The sequence below is a fragment of the Citrobacter sp. R-1.5.2 genome (assembly GCF_035064245.1).
In the GTDB taxonomy this organism is placed as follows: Bacteria; Pseudomonadota; Gammaproteobacteria; order Enterobacterales; family Enterobacteriaceae; genus Citrobacter.
This window is the reverse complement of sequence record NZ_JASEYC010000001.1, coordinates 692775-710602: the sequence shown is the minus strand read 5'-3', so window position 1 is coordinate 710602 and position 17828 is coordinate 692775. Positions and strand designations below refer to the sequence as shown.

Here is a 17828-nt window from a genome sequence, read left to right as displayed (position 1 = left end):
CTTCTCCTTATACGATCAATGAACTATTGCCATTGTTGCTGGCAAGGGTAGTCGGCATTTCCAGATAAAAATCACCCATATTAACGGTGGTCGAATTGACGCCCACTAACGTAATGGTGTCAGTGCCGATGGTCACGATGGTGTTGCCGTTATTTCCGGTGATAGAGACGCTGCTGGCAAAGTTCTCCGCGTTAATGCCTAGCAAAACGAGGTCAAGGAAGTCTTGCCCGCCATTGGGGTTACTGTCGAAACCCGTGATACGGTCCTGTCCAAAGTTGGCTCCGAAAGCGAAAATATCACTTCCGGTTCCGCCATCCAGAATATCGTTTCCTTCCTGACCGTTGAGAATATCGTCGCCATTACCGCCAGAGAGGGTATCGGCACCCGCGCCGCCAATCATGACGTCGTTACCGTTTCCACCCTGCAGGTTATCGGCACCCTCTCCGCCATCCAGGAAGTCATTTCCGATACCGCCAAACAACTGGTCATTGCCGCCCATACCGAATAGATAGTCATTGCCGCTACCCCCCGTGATGATATTGGCGATTGAATTACCAGTACCGATAAAACTACCGTTCCCGGTAAAGACCAACTCTTCCACGTTATCGGTCAGGTCATAGCTGCTGAGAGTAGTGCGGACAATATCTGTCCCGCCGTTGAGATCTTCGATCACGACATCACCAAAATCATCAACGATGTAGGTATCATTCCCTGTGCCGCCGGTCATACTGTCAGCGCCAAGACCGCCGTCCAGGGTATCGTTACCCGCGTCACCTTGCAGTGTATCTTGTCCCGCCTGGCCGGAGAGAGAGTCATTACCCGCACCGCCGACTAACAGGTCATCACCCGCGCCACCCAGTAAGGTGTCATTGCCGTTTTCACCGCGCAGGATGTCACTCCATGCGGTACCGATGAGCGTATTGGCACCATTATTACCCACGATCAGATCGCCAACAGGCTGCGTGGTTGTCGACGTCAGGATAACCGGGGGATTACCCTCATCATCTACGACAGTGACGACCACCTGCAACGTGCGGCCGACCATAGCCTGGCCTGGCGTGAAGGTGGCAGATGTTGCGCCGTTGATGTTGACGAATCCGGTCGGTGAACTCATTCTCCATTGATAGCTGAAATTTCCGCCGCTCAGGCCATCCGCGTCGGCGATACCCGAAACCACCGCCGTCAGCGTCAGACTTTCCGTTGGCGTGAGATCATTAATCACCGGCGCACCTGTTGTTGCCTGATTTCGTGGCAAGACGGCCTGAGTTTGTGCTGACACTAAGGTCTCGGCATCGCCCATTCGGTCATTGAAACTGGCGACAACACGCAGCGGAGCGCCCTGGATAGCGCCGGGAACTCTGAACTCCACGCCGGTTGCCTGATCCTGCCATTGTCCGTTAATTAAAGCCTGCCATGTCATGGTGATTGCGACATCTGCCGCAAGACCGTTGCCATCGAGCAGGTTTGCTACGTTAACCCGTAACAGGTCACCCACCGACGGGTTTGCACTACTGATTGCCAGGTCGCCCGTCGCGTGTTGCGCCGTGACCCACAGCTGTTGACCGTCGCCAAACTCCAGTTTTTCGATATTCAGCAGACGGTCAACACCATCATTCAGGTTCAATGCGGCATTGGGGGGGGCGTGATCGACTCTGAGGCTACCATCTGCCATTCGGGTAAAGGCGTAGTTGCTACTGACATCGCGATACACTGCCACGTCAGTTTCCGTGCCATCTCCCTCATGCAAGATTTCGCGCACAATCGACAACTGATTCGGTTTCAGCGTACCTGCCAGCATGTACGATTTCAGCTCAGCCATGCTTTCGGCGCTGGTGAGCCCTGGCATACCTGAAACAGCAATGCGCACGTTCAGCCAGGCGTCGCCATCAATGATGTCATTACCGGCTTTACCCGTAATGCGGTCGCTACCGCCGCCGCCGAGTAAAATGTCACTGCCATCGTCCGGATTGAGTAACACCGCATCCGGGTTGGCTGAACGCGCGACACCGAGAATAGCCTGCAGACCGTCGATTCTGTCGGCACCTTCCTGGGTCAGATTATTAGAGAGGGGGATACCCTGAACCGGTGCAGTACCGATCGGCTGTTCCGTACCGGTCAGGATATCATTGTGTTTCCAGCCAGACAGACCTTCGACCAGGTCAAAACGGTCGCGCAGAATAAACTCCTGCTGGTTGACGAAAATCGGGATACCCAGGTCAGAGTTAGCGCCATTAGGATCACCTTTATGGATCGCCCAGTCGAAACCGGCCATACCATTATTACGCTGGATCCCCGCGCCCTGAACCATGATGTCATCACCGGCTTCGCCATCGTAGTCCGTATCGTTACCCTGACCGTTCAGGACATCGTGGCCAATAATGGTGCTGTTGAAGAACAGTTCAGAGTTATCACCCGCGAGAGTGTCAAACCCATCACCACCTTCCAGCCAGTCATCGCCCTCATTACCCATCAGGAAATCGCCACCCGATCCCCCAAGCGCAAAGTCGTTGTCCTGCCCAGCGAAAACCTCCTGGGCATCTTCACCGACCACGACGAAGTCACTGCCCGTGCCGCCAAAGACTAGATCGTTTCCGTTCCCGGAGAAGATGACATCGTGCCCGGCATCACCATGGAGGAAGTCAGCATCGCCTACAGGTGTACCGGTGTCCGTAATGATGTCATCGCCATCACCACCGTGAACCACATCCGCTTCATCGCCGCCGTCCAGACGGTCATCACCGCCATCTCCCCACAGGCTGTCGATACCTTTCCCTCCGATGAGCGTATCGTTCCCTGCGGTACCGCCAAGCACCACATGACCATCGCCGGTATATTTCAGATAACCACCATCAGCGAAACCGTCGCCGTCCACATCTGCCCCAGGATCGCGTCGTACCAACAACGGCGAGAGCAGATCTTTCAGCGGATTCCCCCATTTAGGGTCGATTTCCGTTTGCAGCACGCGGTTTACTTCGAATATATGGTCAGGGGTCTGAAACAGGTTAGCAGGCAGGTGAGAGGAACCTTCTTCACCGAGATCACTGTTGCGCATAACCAGAGCAGAAAACGAGTTGGCTTCCAGTTCGTTCAGTAAATTCAATCCTTGTACCCGACTCAAATAGTAGAAACGGTCGCCGTCCTGCAACATTTCCATCTGTGTTTCGAAGACAAAATTGAAGGTTGATCCGAGCATGCCGCCAAATTCATTTTTGCGTTCAGCAAGCCCTCCAATCCAGAAATCGACCTTATTCAGACCCGTTTCTTTGCTGGCCCATGCGCCGGTACTGTTGAAGAAATCCATTGCGTCTGCTGGCGGAGCGTTGTTGGTATCACCAAATAACAGGAAATTAACCGCTGCGCGTTTACCTTCCAGGCTGGTGGCATTGAGGATCAGTTCGTGCTGACCATAGGCCGCCATAAAGTTGATAATGGAGGCCGGGTTTTTCAGGTATGTGGTGAAATCGGCCCAACTGGTATACGGCCGAAGCTGGCTATCTCCGCTTAATGCAAAGAACTGTTCACGGGCCTGGTTCAGCGACGGCATAGCCGTATCACGTCCACGGGCAATGTTAAGCGCCCCCAAATCAAGCGGCAGGCCAATCAGGTTATTACGCAAGGCGTCAGTAATAAACTCATCAATCTCGTTACCGACTTGTCGCGTCATGCCCCGAACAATCGCACCGATTGCCTGTTCATCGGACACGGTGGCACCGTTAATTTCATTAAATGCCACTGGATTGAGAAATGCGGCAATCAGACCGATATCACCGTTTTGCATGTCAATGTCGGTACGCGCTACGGTTTCTGTGAGCATTGAATGCCCGAAGCGATAAACCACGTGCGCAAACTCAGCAAAGATCTGCGGGTTGATATCTGCCGTGTTTGAAAAGACAAACGGATCGACGGCAGGTTGTACAGTGCGAGCAAACTCCTCGAAAACGAGGTGCTGGTACTGCATTTCTGTGGAGAATCGCCCCGCCTGGAAGAGGTATTCACCGTTCCAGACCAGCGTACTGGTGTCAGCGGGTAGCTCAGTGATTTGATGTGAGGGCATCAGCCACTGGTTGATAAGGTCAATATCACCGGTTTCCAGCAGGGTGGTTTTGTATTGCTCAACCAGCCGGTTATGTTCACTGTGAAATACGGCGTGAACGGCAGTTAGTCCAATGTTTTCATTACCGCGCCCGTCACCGGTGATAAAGTGGCGATCCAGGAGTTCATCATCGTACGTGCCCGCAGGTTGTTGCCCGCCAATAACATCGTCATCATCTGCCAGTAAACCCGCTTTTGGCGCGGCAGTATGCGCAATATCATCGAGAAAAGCATGCCCGGTTCGGAAGGTGCCCTCAGGTAACAGGCCGCCATTGGCTTCAACCAGCCCACTCGTGGTAACAATCTGTACTTTTCCATTTTCACTTAAAATCAAATTACCGTAACGATCAGTCGCCAGAAGCGGCACATTAAATACATCCTGATCGGTCAATTTGATGCCGAGTAGCGTTTCCGCCTGGTTCTTGACGTCAGCCCAGGTTGCCAGCCCACCGTTAGCCCCTCCTAATAAATTACCCGTCGGCTCAGGTTTACCGTCAATTAATACATATTCACGGATAAAGATCTGATGCGACGGATGAGAGGTGTAGGTTTGGTTCTGATCGATAAATGGGGTTGTAAGATTAACGGTTTCTCGATTCTCATCGACCGTTGCCCGGGTTAATAACATAAAGTTGGTCGACGAACCTTCAACATATAAAGGATCGTCGGGTTGCAATGGAATGAAGACGATGCCGTTTCCTCCTTTAGGAATGAGGTCCAGACCATGGTCAAAAAACTGACCAAAGAAAGTCATCCAGCCATTAAACGCCGGAGAAAGGCCAATGTCAGGGGATTGGTTGGGAATAGATAAACTGCCATTTCCGGTAGTCGTCCCCCCCCCGGGAGCATCTTTTAAGGCATTAAATACCTCCAGCGCGGCCGGATTGGAGGCGGTTTGGTCAGAAATTAAGTTACTAATAACACGAGGGTCGGCATCAATGACCGTCCCGCCAATCTGAATATAACTGGTCATCTCATCCGCATCCTGCCAGTTCAGTGCCGTTAATCTCGGCATTGTCTGATCGGCCGAACCGTATAATTCTTGGCCGGGGAGGAGATTATTCCATGAGCCATCTACAGTACGCAGTCCGTAAGGTAACAGTGGACTGGAGACTAATTCCCGTAGCATATCAGCGTTGATGCTACCATCCGGGTTAGTCGCCGCTTCGGATATTTTTATCTGCTTAAGAATAAAAGCAAGATCGTGGAGAGTGACAGTAAAGTCATATTGTGAGGCCATACGTTATTACCCCTATCTTTACCTGTATTAGCTATCATCACCCATTTTCTATTTACAAAAACTGACAGAAGAATAGGCAGTATTAGATACCTGATTGTTATTACATGCTTAGATTCCATTCCGAAAATACAGAAGATACCCACAGCGTATTTAGAGTTGTTCTCCTGAACTTTACTTCGCACAATGAGGTGCTCACCTCATTTATATAAAGGTTTGGGCGGATAGCTGGTACCGTGGGCCATTGAATTAAAAGGTTTACTCATGGCGCACGGTTTTGAGAAGGACGAGTCCTCTCAATGCTTAAACGTGTTAGGGGGGGGTAACCTCATATTACATTTCTGTTATGATCATAACTATGGTTTTTCCTTTGCCGACTTCACTCATACTTTTCTATCAAAAGAATAAATTTTCATTTCTTTACATTAAAATTTATTACCATGCTAACGTGTTTTATAATAGTAACGTCGTAGCGTGAAATATAAAATTTAATATTGGATAAAATTCAACAAGACACCATTCCTGGCTAATGATTATGATGTTGCGGAAATCAATATAACAATCTTTGTGAAACAGAGAGGCGGCTCTATCGTTTTACAGGGGTACAACAACGCTCCTCTGGCAATAAAGATTACCCTTCCAAACAGGTAACTCAATGAATAAAAATATCATTCTCATCTCCGGGATGCTCTTTTCGACTGTCGGGCATGCCAGCGCACTCTATTTCTATGAAACAGGCACCGAGGATACCGCACTGGCGGGGGCAGGTCAGGCCGCGCGCGCTCAGGATGCCGCAACCTTGCTCACTAATCCCGCCGGAATGACACGTTTACCCGATCATATGGTGACCACAGGATTGCAGGCAATGGGTGGTGATATTCCTTACACACTCAATAACGCGTCTGTCGAACAGCAAAGTCCCGGCAATGCCATGAAGGTATTCCCTAATGCCAGTCTGTTTTACACCCAACACCTGAACGATACCGTTTCTGCGGGAATTGGATTGTATAGCAACTATGGCCTCGGTATTGATTTTGGTCACTGGGCAGGCGATCGACTCATTAAAAAAAGTACGATGGTTGCGATGACGCTAAGTCCAGGTGTGGCATGGAAACTGAGTGATAGAGTGTCCGTTGGTGCCGCAGCCGGGCTCAACTACGGTTTTCTATCTCTGACCCGGAATAATGATGGCAATGATCAGACACAACACGACCATGACTGGGCGATGAACTATCATCTTGGCTTATTAATGGATTTAACCGATCAAACCCGTGCAGGTATTACCTGGACCAGCAAGACAGACTACCATTTCAATATTGATGGTAAGGTACGATTCCCGAACCAGCCCAATCTTGAGTATGATGTGCCGTTCTCTACCCAGGTGCATGCACCACAACAGGTGATGTTTAGCCTGGTTCACGATATTAATCAGCAGTGGTCGGTGATGGGCGATCTTGGCTGGCAGGACTGGAGCCAGTTTGGTAGCCCGCAGATACAGGTTAATGGTCATACAAGCGATCGAACAAACCGGCTTCAGGACACATGGCATACCGCGTTGGGTGTGCAATATCGTCCCGATGAGCAGTGGCGCATAAATGCAGGCGTCGCATTTGACAGCTCACCGTACAAAACGCAAAACGATGTCGCACTTTCATTACCAACAGGCGATGAATGGCGTTTTGCCACCGGAGCGCAGTACCAAATTACCCCGGCCAGCAATGTCGGGTTTGCAGTCGAATATTTGCATATGCAGTCGGCGAACGTAAAATCAGATCCGTTTGCCGGTGAATACAAAAATCCGTGGCTATGGTTTGCCAGTGTTAACTACAGCTATCAGTTCTAGTATTTGGTTGCTTTCCGCGCATTATCAATAATCACCACGTTGAACTATCTCCCGTCATATTTTCGTCTAGCACGCGCGGTATAGCTACATTTTTACCCATATCAGGCTATCTGCTGGTGGCCTTTTCCATTTGTTCTAATTTAAATAAAAACTCATTTCTGCTTTAAGTATTGGGCAACATATGATTTTAATAGACTTATGAACTATCTTCATGGAATAACCATTGATTCACGCCACTCAATAAATTAAAAGAATACAGGTTTTCTCATGCAAATTTTACCCCCGGTACGCCCAGAGCAAAGCATACAGCGTTTGACACAATCTCTTGAACCTATTGCGGAAAAACTCAATGTTGTTCCGCGACGGCGCATCATGTGGAAATACAAAAACCAGCCTCAGCTCTATCTGTTTTTGCAAGGCGAGCTCTCTATTTTACGTTCTTCCGATGGTCTGCTGATTGTGACTGTCTATGAGCCTCATTTGTTTGGTATTGCCGAGATGATCCAACCCGTGCACGCTCACTTGCTACGTGCTGAAGCGGAATCAACAATATTACGTGTTGATGCCCATAAAGCCAGGGAACTCTTCCATCAACAAGGATTGTGGGAAGATGCCGCTGCGCTACTTGCCTATCATACCGGCTATTTATTTTACCGTGACGATTTAGTGGTGCAACAGCGTACCTATTCAGTGATACGAAATCATTTAGAGGAAATGAATCTGTTACCACAAGAGACCCGACTGCGCGTTTCTATTCTGGATTATATTCAGGAACGTACACATTTATCGCGCAGTAGTGTTTTAAATGTTGTCTCTGCGTTAAAAAAAGGGGGGTATATTGACTTTGAACGGGGAGGGTACCTAACGTCAATCAACAAATTACCTGAGGGGTTCTAAATAAGTCCAAAAATAAACTAAAAACCAATTATCAACATGGTCTAAATATCCTATTGTAGCGACACTTTATTTGTTCCAAACATAACTCTATGTCCACGATAGGAAAGCTATGAAAAAGACACTTATTACACTCATTATTGCTAACACTTTTACCGCAACAACCGCCTTTGCTGCTGCCGATGTCGGTACCTGGTATGCGGGGGGGAAATTTGGTTGGTCACATTATTTTGACTCCAGCACGACACAACAAACCAATGACCATGGGGATAAATACGGCAATGTGGGTTTTGATAGTAATAATGTGGGTGGCGGTGTATTTACCGGTTATCAAATTACACCGTGGCTTGCCGTCGAAGGTGGCTACGATTACTTAGGTAATATGCAATTCAATGGCAGGAATGGTGCATCAGGTTCGCAAATGAAAAGCCAGGGGTTGCAAGTAACGATGAAAGCAAGTTATGGTCTGACCGATGCCTGGGATATTTATGGTCGGGCAGGGGCGATGGGATATCGCGCAGAATCTGATATTAAAGGAAGTAACCATTTTGACACGGGTATACGTCCGGTAGTCGCGGTGGGTACGGAGTATGCGTTCAATAAAAACTGGGCTGGACGCCTTGAATATCAATGGGTAAGCAACGTGGGCAACGAAAACCAGATTGGTGCCAGCAGCGATATCAGTTCAGTAACGGCAGGGGTATCTTACCGTTTTGGCCAGCATGACTGAGTAGATTAGTAGAACGCAGGACAATGCTTTAATTACGCAATGTAGAAAAAGCCTCCTCATTATTATTGAGGAGGCTTTTTTATTACTCAAATAATGTGGTAACAGTTTGATTGATGCTTAACAGCCCAGTTCTATTCTGCTCTCTATAATAGTAGTCATTCATCTGTTGCATTTGCTCAAGCTTGGTTAAAGAGGTATATACCTGGTGAGTCTCACCGTGAACATCAAAAATATCACGCGATTTAACATCCTGAAGATATTCACTTTTTAGTGATATCGCAACATTGTCAATTTGCTGTTTATTTTTTTGATATAACGATCTGTACAGTTCAGGATTAGCAGATGGTGATGTGGCTTCCTGTTGTACAACTGGAATAATCATGTTGTTAATTTTGCTCACCGGTGCCGGTGGTGCCGAATTACAGGCAGAGAGTGTGCCAATGAAAAAGATAAAGTAGAGTTTGCGCATGTGCTTTATATAGACAGTAAGTGGATGCCTGCCATTATCTTTTTTAACAGGTGTGCGTCCACAACTATAATGTTTAAAAATAAATAAGTTAAAATTTAAAATTAAACACTGTTTCGTTTTTCGCTAGAAGATGAGCGTGATAGCCTTTGATTATTGAATTATGTTCATCGCCAGCATGCAACGATTTTAAAACCAATCAGCGATCAAATATGCAGAACACTTTTCTGCACATTAATATATTATTAGCCGAGGATTTATGAAACTTAATAAAGTAGTTGGTTATATGGTTATGGCGGGTGTGTGTTCTGCATCGTTAATATCACTTCCTGCGATGGCACAAGAGGTGGCGAAAGAGGCCACGGCACAGACTAAAAGTGCGAATGATGCGTTGTACGGACAACTCCCGTTCACGGATAAAACCGATTTTTCTAATGCTCACAAAGGCTTTATTGCGCCACTGCCACAAGAATTGATTAAGGGGAAACAAGGGAATACCGTCTGGAATCCGCAGCAGTACGCCTTCATTAAAGAGGGCGATAAAGCGCCGGATACGGTGAATCCGAGCCTGTGGCGCCAGTCACAATTGATCAATATCGGCGGTTTGTTTGAAGTCACTGATGGCGTTTATCAGATCCGCAATCTGGATCTTTCGAACATGACCATTATGGAAGGTAAAGAAGGGATTACCGTTATTGACCCGCTGGTTTCGGCAGAAACGGCTAAAGTAGGAATGGATCTCTATTACCAGAATCGGGGCAAAAGACCTGTTGTTGCTGTTATTTATACCCACAGCCATGTTGACCATTACGGCGGTGTGCGTGGTGTTGTCGATGAAGCTGATGTGAAATCCGGCAAAGTAAAAGTATATGCACCGGCTGGCTTTATGAAAGAAGCCGTGTCGGAAAACATTATGGCGGGGAATGCGATGAGTCGCCGCGCCAGCTATATGTATGGCAACCTGCTGAAGCCCGATGCGAAAGGTCAGGTAGGCGCTGGTCTTGGTACGACGACTTCCGCCGGCACAGTAACCTTGATTGAACCCACTAACTACATCACTCATACCGGACAGAAAGAAGTTATCGATGGTCTGACTTATGACTTTATGATGGCCCCGGGTTCGGAGGCACCGTCAGAAATGCTGTGGTATGTGGAAGAAAAGGGGATGATTGAAGCGGCGGAGGATGTCACACATACCTTGCACAACACTTATTCACTGCGCGGCGCGAAGATTCGCGATCCGCTGGCATGGTCGAAATATATCAATGACGTCATTACTCGCTGGGGGGGGAAAGCGAACATTATTATTGCTCAGCACCACTGGCCAACCTGGGGGAATGACAATGTGGTGAAGTTAATGAAGAGTCAGCGTGATATGTACCGCTATATTAACGATCAAACTTTGCGCATGGCAAACCAAGGGCTGACCCGCGATGAAATCGCCGCCAATTTCAAATTGCCATCCGGTCTGGCAAAATCATGGGCCAGCCGAGGGTATTACGGTTCAGTGAGTCATGACGTGAAAGCAACATATGTCTTTTACTTAGGCTGGTTTAACGGTAACCCGGCAACCCTCGATGAACTGCCGCCTGTTGATGCAGCGAAAAAGTATGTCGACTACATGGGGGGAGCGGATGCCATTATGCAAAAAGCAAAAGCTGACTATGCTCAGGGGAATTACCGCTGGGTGGCGCAAGTGACTAACAAGATAGTCTTTGCCGATCCGCATAATAAAGACGCGCGCAACCTGGAAGCCGATGCACTTGAACAGATGGGGTACCAGGCCGAGTCCGGCCCGTGGCGCAATTTCTATCTGACCGGTGCACAGGAATTACGTAATGGTGTAGTGAAAGGTGCGACACCCAATACGGCCAGTCCGGATACGGTTAAAGCTATGTCGCCAGAGATGTTCTTTGATTATCTGGCGGTACATATCAATGGTGAAAAAGCGGCAAATGCGAAAGCAGTCTTTAACGTTGATTTGGGGAGCGATGGCGGAAAATATAAGCTGGAGCTGGAAAATGGCGTGCTTAACCATAGCGCTAATGCACAGGCCAGCGATGCAGATGCTTCCATTGTTTTGAACCGTGCAACCCTCAACAAAATCATTCTTAAGGAAGAGTCGCTGAAACAGGCGAAAGAGAAGGGCGAAGTGACTATTACCGGCAACCAGGCTAAAGTTGATGAATTCCTCAGCTATTTAGATAGTTTTGATTTCTGGTTTAATATCGTAACACCCTGATTTTAGAGATAAATGATAAGACCCGCCATAACAGGCGGGTTTTTTATTCTCTGGGGTTGTGCTTGATTCAAGTCCGTTAGCAATGGGTGTTCAAAGATGCTGTGTGCGCATTTCTACCTTAGAGGACCAAGTGGGTAGAAAGGTCATCATGGTATATGCCATTGATGGCAAGGCCAGGGCGTTCGGTTTGGTATGCATTAATTGAATTTAACATAATATACATTATGCGCACTAACATAGTGAGCGGTAAAATCTGGTGTATTTGGTTCATCATTGTGCTGGTCATTGATAACGTCTAACAGCGCTGTTTCTGGATTCATACTGTTCACCGACTACCATTCAAACCATACACTTTACCCATACGTCAAATCATTGACGTTTCAATTGCTCACTCACTCCTTTTCGCGTACAACCAAGGTACGACACAAACCTGTGCCCCTGGATTTTCACAGCAACGGAACATACAACACAATGCAAAGAACTATCCATGTTCATAAAAATGACAACTCTATCTTACGCGTCGCTTTTTTATTTACTCTTTCATTCGCGCTGACTGGCTGCGCGTTGACCCGTGTCTCTGCCAGTTCACATGACAAAGACGTCGATAGACTAAATGTTATTGGTTTGGATCTGGATGCTGCAAGACAAAGAGCAATCGTGGACGGTTTTGTGTGCAGTAAGGATGCAAACCTCAATCTGGTGCAAACCGAAAGTGGCAATCATAAATGGTTACAAACGGAATGCAGTAAAAAAAGCCTGGAACTGTTCTGCCCACAAATGCGGTTTATAGTACTCAATGTTGACCCCAATACAAATAAAGTTGTTGGTGTGGGTAAATATATTAATCAGCATACTTGTTTCTGAATATGACTCGGGCACCAACACCAGTAGGACCTCTGTGATATCGATGTCCCCTTCTGTCTCCACTTCGATTCAAGAGTACCGGATTGTATTGATCCTATGAAAATAATATAATATCTGCATATTTTTAATGATAATCGTTACTGTGTAGCGGATAGTCGACTGCCAGATAAAACTTGAACCAAATCAAAAGTTTTATCTGCAATAATCACTTGGGGTTATGATGAATGATTTAAACCGTTTTTACTTTGACTTACCACAATGGCTAGGTAAGAGTGAAGGCATTCATCGACAATTTATTGGTAACTTTATATCTTGTCTCCATGATGAACAATTACAAGTAATACTGAACCCAGCTAATTTCCCTTGTTATGGTCTTAAAAGACTAGCAATTAAAAATTCCATCACATTCTCTTTTCATTCATATAATAATGACAAAAATGTTTTCTCGATAAAAGAATCGCCTATATATGGACTGTACTCTGTAGATAAAAATGGATATTCGGGGTGGGCAGATATTTGCGTCAATTTTAGCTCATATGTCGATAAAATAAATAAAATAGACAGTGATAGTGCCAAAAATATCATTGGCGAGAAACGGGAATTTTTTAGGGAGACAAAACTCTCCAAGCATCAACAGCCGCAGAACCACGTTGTTCTCCCCTCGGATTACCTGTTTTTCCCCATGCAGGTCAACTCTGATTCGGTTACCGATCATGAGAACATCAGCGCCATGGATGCATTAGACTATGTTGCGGCATTGGCTAAAAAGACAAATCGAACGTTGGTAATCAAACGCCACCCGATGTGTAAATCCAGAGGTATTGATGCCAAGATTGCGTATCTATTAGCAAGCAACGAGAATGTTATGTCTGTTGATGCAAATATCCACGAATTAATTGAAGGGAGCTCTGCCGTTATCGCATGTAATTCTGGCACAAGCATTGAAGCCTTGATTTTAGGCAAACCAGTTTATTGCTTTGGTCGGAGCGAATGGTACGAAGCTACACATAAAATTGAAGTCTTAGAAGATTTCGATGCCATATTTTTGAATGATAAACACAGTACCATGTCTGCTTTCCAGGAAAAATTGATAGCATACTTATTATCTGAATATTGGATTCAGTTTGATGATATTGAGTCTATTAAGACAAAAATAAAATACTGCATAAGCCTCTATGAGAGCAACTACGGTGATGACTTCATTGACAACCATAATGATGGCGAATGTTATGTCAGGAGTTTTTTGAATGCCCAACGAGAGATCGCGATCCTGAAGAGAAAGCAAAAGAAGTATAAGAAAGATTATGAATTATTATCTTTTGTAATGCGATTTGTCCTATTTTTACCCTTTAAAGCTACACTTACTATGCTGGGAAGGAACAAAAATCATTGATTCTGAGGGCGTGATGGAAATTGCTGGCTCAGAATCCTACTATTTCATCGCATACAGGATACAGAAACATGGCTGACTGGAACCCTTCGCTTTATCTCCAATATGAGACCGAACGTTCAAGACCTGCAGCTGAATTGCTCAGCAGAGTCGCGCTGGAGAATGTCCGCTCAGTCGTCGACCTCGGCTGCGGCCCGGGTAACAGCACCGCATTGCTACATCAACGTTGGCCATCAGCAAAAATAACAGGCGTGGATTCTTCACCGGCAATGCTGAGCGAAGCGCGTAACGCGTTGCCTGGCTGTCATTTTATCGAAGCGGATATTAGCGCAGTTCAGACAGAAGCGCCTGTCGATCTGCTGTATGCAAACGCATCTTTGCAATGGGTTCCTGATCACTATCAGCTGTTTCCCCACCTGGTCTCTCTGCTGGGCAAAGATGGCGTACTGGCCGTACAAATGCCGGATAACTGGCTGGAGCCAACGCATGTTCTGATGCGTGAAGTCGCCTATGAGCTGGGTTACCCCGATCGCGGCCGCGCACCTCTTCCCGGAGTGCATGCGTATTATGATATTTTGACTGACGTGGGCTGTGATGTTGATATCTGGCGTACAACCTACTATCACGTTATGGATTCACACCAGGCAATTATCGACTGGGTGAGTTCGACGGGGTTGCGTCCATGGTTGCAGGACCTGAGTGAAAGCGAACAGCATCGCTATCTGGCGCGCTACCATGCATTGCTGCAGGAGCAATATCCGCTGCAAGAGAATGGGAAAATACTGCTGGCGTTTCCGCGGTTGTTTGTCGTTGCTAAACACAATTCTTAATCACTGACCGTCAATTATCAGCCTCTTTATACCAGGGGCTGATAATTATTGTGAATTCCCCATGCGCGCCCTCGCCTTTTTACGATGAGGATCTAGTGATGAAGCCAGTCATCTGCTAGTGTCTGAGAACGTTAACTGACGGGGGGTGTCATGTCTAAAGTCTACATTGGCGGTTGTCTGTGTGGCTCTATTCGCTTTACCGCGACGAGCCCTAATAATTCGCATACCTGCTCGTGTGATATTTGCCGCAAGCATACCGGTGCACCGACTGTCGTCTGGATTGAATTTAATGCTGAAAATGTAGAATGGACGGGAAAAGCGGGTAAACCGACGACCTGGCGTTCTTCAGAAACCTCCAGTCGTGCTTTTTGCCCTCAATGTGGAAGTTCAGTTGGTGCCATTGATGACGCTCCGGTAATTGCGCTATTAGCAGGCGTTTTTGATGATCCCAATGATGAAGATCTGGCCCCCGAGTTTCATTCATTTACCGATATGCAGCCTGCGTGGTGGCAAAGAGAATTCGGCTAAAGCCGCACTGCCCGGCGCATCAAGTCTTACCTGTTCCTTCCGTGAAACAATGAGGGCTGGTCGCGCGACCAGCTCTACCGGATGTTATGTCAGCTGGTAATGCTTATCTGGCATATGTTTCGCTGGTACAACGGCTTCATCATTCATCTGCAGCAAATCGATTTCAATTGCATTACAAATCGCATCGAGTGGTAGATCATTATTCTCTGTACCAAACGGATCTTCGAGCTCTTCGGCTAGCGTATCAAGCGAGATAAAGGTATAGGAAATAAGCACCGAGATGAATGGTGTCATATAGTGTAAATCCACCACTAACGCGAACGGCAACATAATACAAAACAGATATACCGTGCGATGAAGGATTAAGGTGTAAGCAAACGGGACTGGCGTGTTCGCGATACGCTCACAACCTGCCAGCACTGCCGACATATCATTTAACCTGTTGTTTAAACTGTGAAATAATATATCAGATAGCTGCCCATTTCGTCTGCGAACGGCCAGCCATTCACCCATCAGCAGCAGAATGCGGTTTGCCGGAGATTGGGACGCAAAGACGGTCTGTAAATCGCTCTCGCTGAGGTATTTCGTCAGGGGTTCCGCTTGCGGTTGTCGACGTAACGTCATACGCAGGCAATGGGCAAATGCGATTTGCAAACGAACGAACTGCCCCAGTTCGGCATCATCTGGTAAGGTCGTTTTCACCTCGCGCAGAAGTGAACGGGAAGCAATCATCAACTGCCCCCACAAATGTCGGGCTTCAACATAGCGTGAATAACAGGCGTTGTTACGAAAGCCTAAGAAAATTGCAATTGCGACACCGAGAATGCTGAACGGTGCCAGGGTAAATTTGATACCCAGCATCGTATACCATGGCAGCATGATGATAACGGCAATGGAGAGCAGGAAATTCAGCAGCAAGCGTGAAAAGATTTTGGATAATACCGAGCCATGCCAGACGAATATCAGGCGTAGCCAGTGTTGTTGGGGGCGAACGATCATGGTTATCTTCGGAAAATGTGAAAGCCGGGACATTAAACGTGATCGCGATCAATGTTGCAAGCTTATAGCAACACTATCTCAACATCTTTTCCTGCTGACCCTACTCTGCACTGAAGCTACAGATGAGTGGTATTTTAAAATAGCACTTTGTATGTTGTAACTAAGTGAGATCGATAAAAAAACCCGGCCTGAGCCGGGTTAACGTATTAGCACAGTGGCTTAACAGCTTCGCGCATGCCTTTTGCCAGGATAGAATCCAGATCAGCAGAAACCTGTTCTACCAGGCCGGAAACCTGTGTCAGATCCTGTTCCCAGTGATCTTTTACGGCCAATACCGCGTTGACCAGTACTTCGGTCGTAATCTGGCGGTCACGATGCTGAGCCCACAACACCTGGAAACGCTCCATCCAGTGTGCATCATCCTGAACTGGATAAGATTCACCGTTACGCTCACCTCGGTAGAAGGCAATCAAGGCTGCCAGGGCGAATGTCAGACGCGGCGGCAGTTGGCCGCTGACCTTCTGCCCTGCCAACAGCTGCGGCAGAATACGGGTGCGGAATTTGGTCATGCCATTAAGCGCAATCGACAATAGTTGATGCTTAATGTACGGGTTGCAGAATCGGCCGGTTACCGCACTGGCAAATGAAGCCAATTCATCGCGCGGCAAATCCAACACCGGAATAATCTCTTCATAGATGGCTTTCTCAACGAAGGCGCGAATTTCAGCATCATTCATTGCTTCACCCACGGTATCAAGCCCTGCCTGCCAGGCGACCGGTACCAGTGCAGTGTGCGCACCGTTGAGAATGGCGACTTTACGCTCTTTATACGGCTTGATGTCATCGACAATCAGAACGTTCAGCGGGTATTTATCGAGGCGAAGTTCGGTGGCTAATGATTTTGGCCCCTGAATAACAAACAGATAGAAGTGTTCTGCGGTATCAAGAAACGTATCATGATAACCCAGTTCAGCTTCAAGCTTCGCAACTTCATCACGTGGGTAGCCGGTAACAATACGGTCCACCAGCGTAGAGCAAAATGCGTTTGCCTGGTCCAGCCACTGTACAAATACTTCCGGCAACGCCCACTCCTGAGCATAACGCAGAACCAGTTCATGTAGCGCTTCACCATTATAATCAATCAGCTCGCAAGGAATGATAATCCAGCCTTTATCAAGCGCACCATTGAAATGGCTATAGCGTTCGAACAGCAGTCGGGTCAGTTTAGCCGGATAACTCACCGCTGGCGCGTCATCAAACTTATCACCCGCGTGGTAGCTGATACCCGCTTCCGTGGTGTTAGAGAAAACAAAACGCATTTCAGGATTATGCGCCAGCTTCAGGAACTCATCGTATTCGCTATAGACGCTGATTTCGCGGTTAACCGAACGAATTAAACGGGCATCGCTGACGGCCTCGCCCTTTTCATTCAAACCACGAATGATGGTGGTATAGAGACCATCCTGGGTACTCAGTGACGGCGGGAAGGTACTTTCGATAGGACGAACAATGACCACACCAGCGTTCAGATCGGTATGTTCATTCAGCAGATCAACTTGCCAGTCAACAAAGGCGCGCAGGAAGTTTCCTTCACCAAACTGAATAATGCGTTCAGGATAGTGAGCACCGGGAAAATCGCGACGATTTAGTGTTTGCACAATGGGTTCCCTTTTTTATTAGTCATACAACCTGATTGAATTGGTCCAATAGGTT

At 47.3% G+C, this 17828-nt stretch carries 12 protein-coding genes; 8 read left to right on the top strand and 4 right to left on the bottom strand.

Annotated elements, in window-relative coordinates; translation table 11 throughout:
- Window positions 1–7 precede the first annotated feature (7 nt).
- Window positions 8–5332: a peroxidase family protein gene (locus tag QMN38_RS03435; RefSeq protein WP_323604489.1), complete on the bottom strand. Its 5325-nt coding sequence runs from the start codon at window positions 5330–5332 to the stop codon at window positions 8–10.
- A 652-nt stretch (window positions 5333–5984) separates the two neighbouring features.
- Between QMN38_RS03435 and QMN38_RS03430 the strand changes: the two genes are divergently transcribed.
- The 3 genes from QMN38_RS03430 (at window position 5985) to QMN38_RS03420 (ending at window position 8796) form a co-directional block, all read left to right on the top strand.
- Window positions 5985–7172 (top strand): OmpP1/FadL family transporter, encoded by a 1188-nt coding sequence (locus QMN38_RS03430; protein ID WP_271448857.1) that lies wholly within the window; start codon window positions 5985–5987, stop codon window positions 7170–7172.
- 267 nt (window positions 7173–7439) lie between these two features.
- Window positions 7440–8069, top strand: coding sequence for a winged helix-turn-helix transcriptional regulator (locus QMN38_RS03425; protein WP_323604488.1), 630 nt, complete (start codon window positions 7440–7442; stop codon window positions 8067–8069).
- A gap of 109 nt (window positions 8070–8178) precedes the next feature.
- Complete coding sequence (locus QMN38_RS03420) at window positions 8179–8796, top strand: outer membrane beta-barrel protein (RefSeq protein ID WP_323604487.1); 618 nt, start codon at window positions 8179–8181, stop codon at window positions 8794–8796.
- Window positions 8797–8878: 82 nt separating this feature from the next.
- Here QMN38_RS03420 and QMN38_RS03415 read toward each other — a convergent pair whose 3' ends face one another.
- Entirely contained in the window at window positions 8879–9265 is a 387-nt protein-coding gene (locus QMN38_RS03415) for a hypothetical protein (protein WP_323604486.1), read from the bottom strand.
- A 283-nt stretch (window positions 9266–9548) separates the two neighbouring features.
- On the opposite strand from QMN38_RS03415, the gene QMN38_RS03410 reads away from it, so the two are divergent.
- From QMN38_RS03410 to QMN38_RS03390, 5 genes are all read left to right on the top strand, one after another.
- Window positions 9549–11504 (top strand): alkyl/aryl-sulfatase, encoded by a 1956-nt coding sequence (locus tag QMN38_RS03410; RefSeq protein ID WP_416348251.1) that lies wholly within the window; start codon window positions 9549–9551, stop codon window positions 11502–11504.
- 471 nt (window positions 11505–11975) lie between these two features.
- Window positions 11976–12368 (top strand): hypothetical protein, encoded by a 393-nt coding sequence (locus QMN38_RS03405; protein ID WP_323604484.1) that lies wholly within the window; start codon window positions 11976–11978, stop codon window positions 12366–12368.
- A 220-nt stretch (window positions 12369–12588) separates the two neighbouring features.
- Window positions 12589–13761: a capsular polysaccharide export protein, LipB/KpsS family gene (locus QMN38_RS03400; protein WP_323604483.1), complete on the top strand. Its 1173-nt coding sequence runs from the start codon at window positions 12589–12591 to the stop codon at window positions 13759–13761.
- Between the two features lie 68 nt (window positions 13762–13829).
- Window positions 13830–14588 carry a trans-aconitate 2-methyltransferase gene (tam, locus tag QMN38_RS03395; RefSeq protein WP_323604482.1) on the top strand — a complete coding sequence of 253 codons (759 nt, stop codon included), beginning with the start codon at window positions 13830–13832 and terminating at the stop codon, window positions 14586–14588.
- A gap of 150 nt (window positions 14589–14738) precedes the next feature.
- Complete coding sequence (locus QMN38_RS03390) at window positions 14739–15116, top strand: GFA family protein (protein WP_271442120.1); 378 nt, start codon at window positions 14739–14741, stop codon at window positions 15114–15116.
- Between the two features lie 84 nt (window positions 15117–15200).
- Here QMN38_RS03390 and QMN38_RS03385 read toward each other — a convergent pair whose 3' ends face one another.
- Both QMN38_RS03385 and QMN38_RS03380 read right to left on the bottom strand, forming a co-directional pair.
- The gene (locus QMN38_RS03385) at window positions 15201–16115 is read right to left on the bottom strand and encodes a bestrophin family protein (RefSeq protein ID WP_323604481.1); all 915 of its coding nucleotides are present in this window, start codon (window positions 16113–16115) and stop codon (window positions 15201–15203) included.
- Between the two features lie 206 nt (window positions 16116–16321).
- The gene (locus QMN38_RS03380; RefSeq protein ID WP_323604480.1) at window positions 16322–17773 is read right to left on the bottom strand and encodes a tagaturonate reductase; all 1452 of its coding nucleotides are present in this window, start codon (window positions 17771–17773) and stop codon (window positions 16322–16324) included.
- Window positions 17774–17828: the final 55 nt, after the last annotated feature.

Excerpts from the sequence above, each read along its gene's own strand:
- QMN38_RS03435 (WP_323604489.1), bottom strand. The coding sequence starts at position 5,332 with ATGGCCTCACAATATGACTTTACTGTCACTCTCCACGATCTTGCTTTT.
- QMN38_RS03430 (WP_271448857.1), top strand. The coding sequence starts at position 5,985 with ATGAATAAAAATATCATTCTCATCTCCGGGATGCTCTTTTCGACTGTC.
- QMN38_RS03425 (WP_323604488.1), top strand. The coding sequence starts at position 7,440 with ATGCAAATTTTACCCCCGGTACGCCCAGAGCAAAGCATACAGCGTTTG.
- QMN38_RS03420 (WP_323604487.1), top strand. The coding sequence starts at position 8,179 with ATGAAAAAGACACTTATTACACTCATTATTGCTAACACTTTTACCGCA.
- QMN38_RS03415 (WP_323604486.1), bottom strand. The coding sequence starts at position 9,265 with ATGCGCAAACTCTACTTTATCTTTTTCATTGGCACACTCTCTGCCTGT.
- QMN38_RS03410 (WP_416348251.1), top strand. The coding sequence starts at position 9,549 with ATGGTTATGGCGGGTGTGTGTTCTGCATCGTTAATATCACTTCCTGCG.
- QMN38_RS03405 (WP_323604484.1), top strand. The coding sequence starts at position 11,976 with ATGCAAAGAACTATCCATGTTCATAAAAATGACAACTCTATCTTACGC.
- QMN38_RS03400 (WP_323604483.1), top strand. The coding sequence starts at position 12,589 with ATGAATGATTTAAACCGTTTTTACTTTGACTTACCACAATGGCTAGGT.
- tam (WP_323604482.1), top strand. The coding sequence starts at position 13,830 with ATGGCTGACTGGAACCCTTCGCTTTATCTCCAATATGAGACCGAACGT.
- QMN38_RS03390 (WP_271442120.1), top strand. The coding sequence starts at position 14,739 with ATGTCTAAAGTCTACATTGGCGGTTGTCTGTGTGGCTCTATTCGCTTT.
- QMN38_RS03385 (WP_323604481.1), bottom strand. The coding sequence starts at position 16,115 with ATGATCGTTCGCCCCCAACAACACTGGCTACGCCTGATATTCGTCTGG.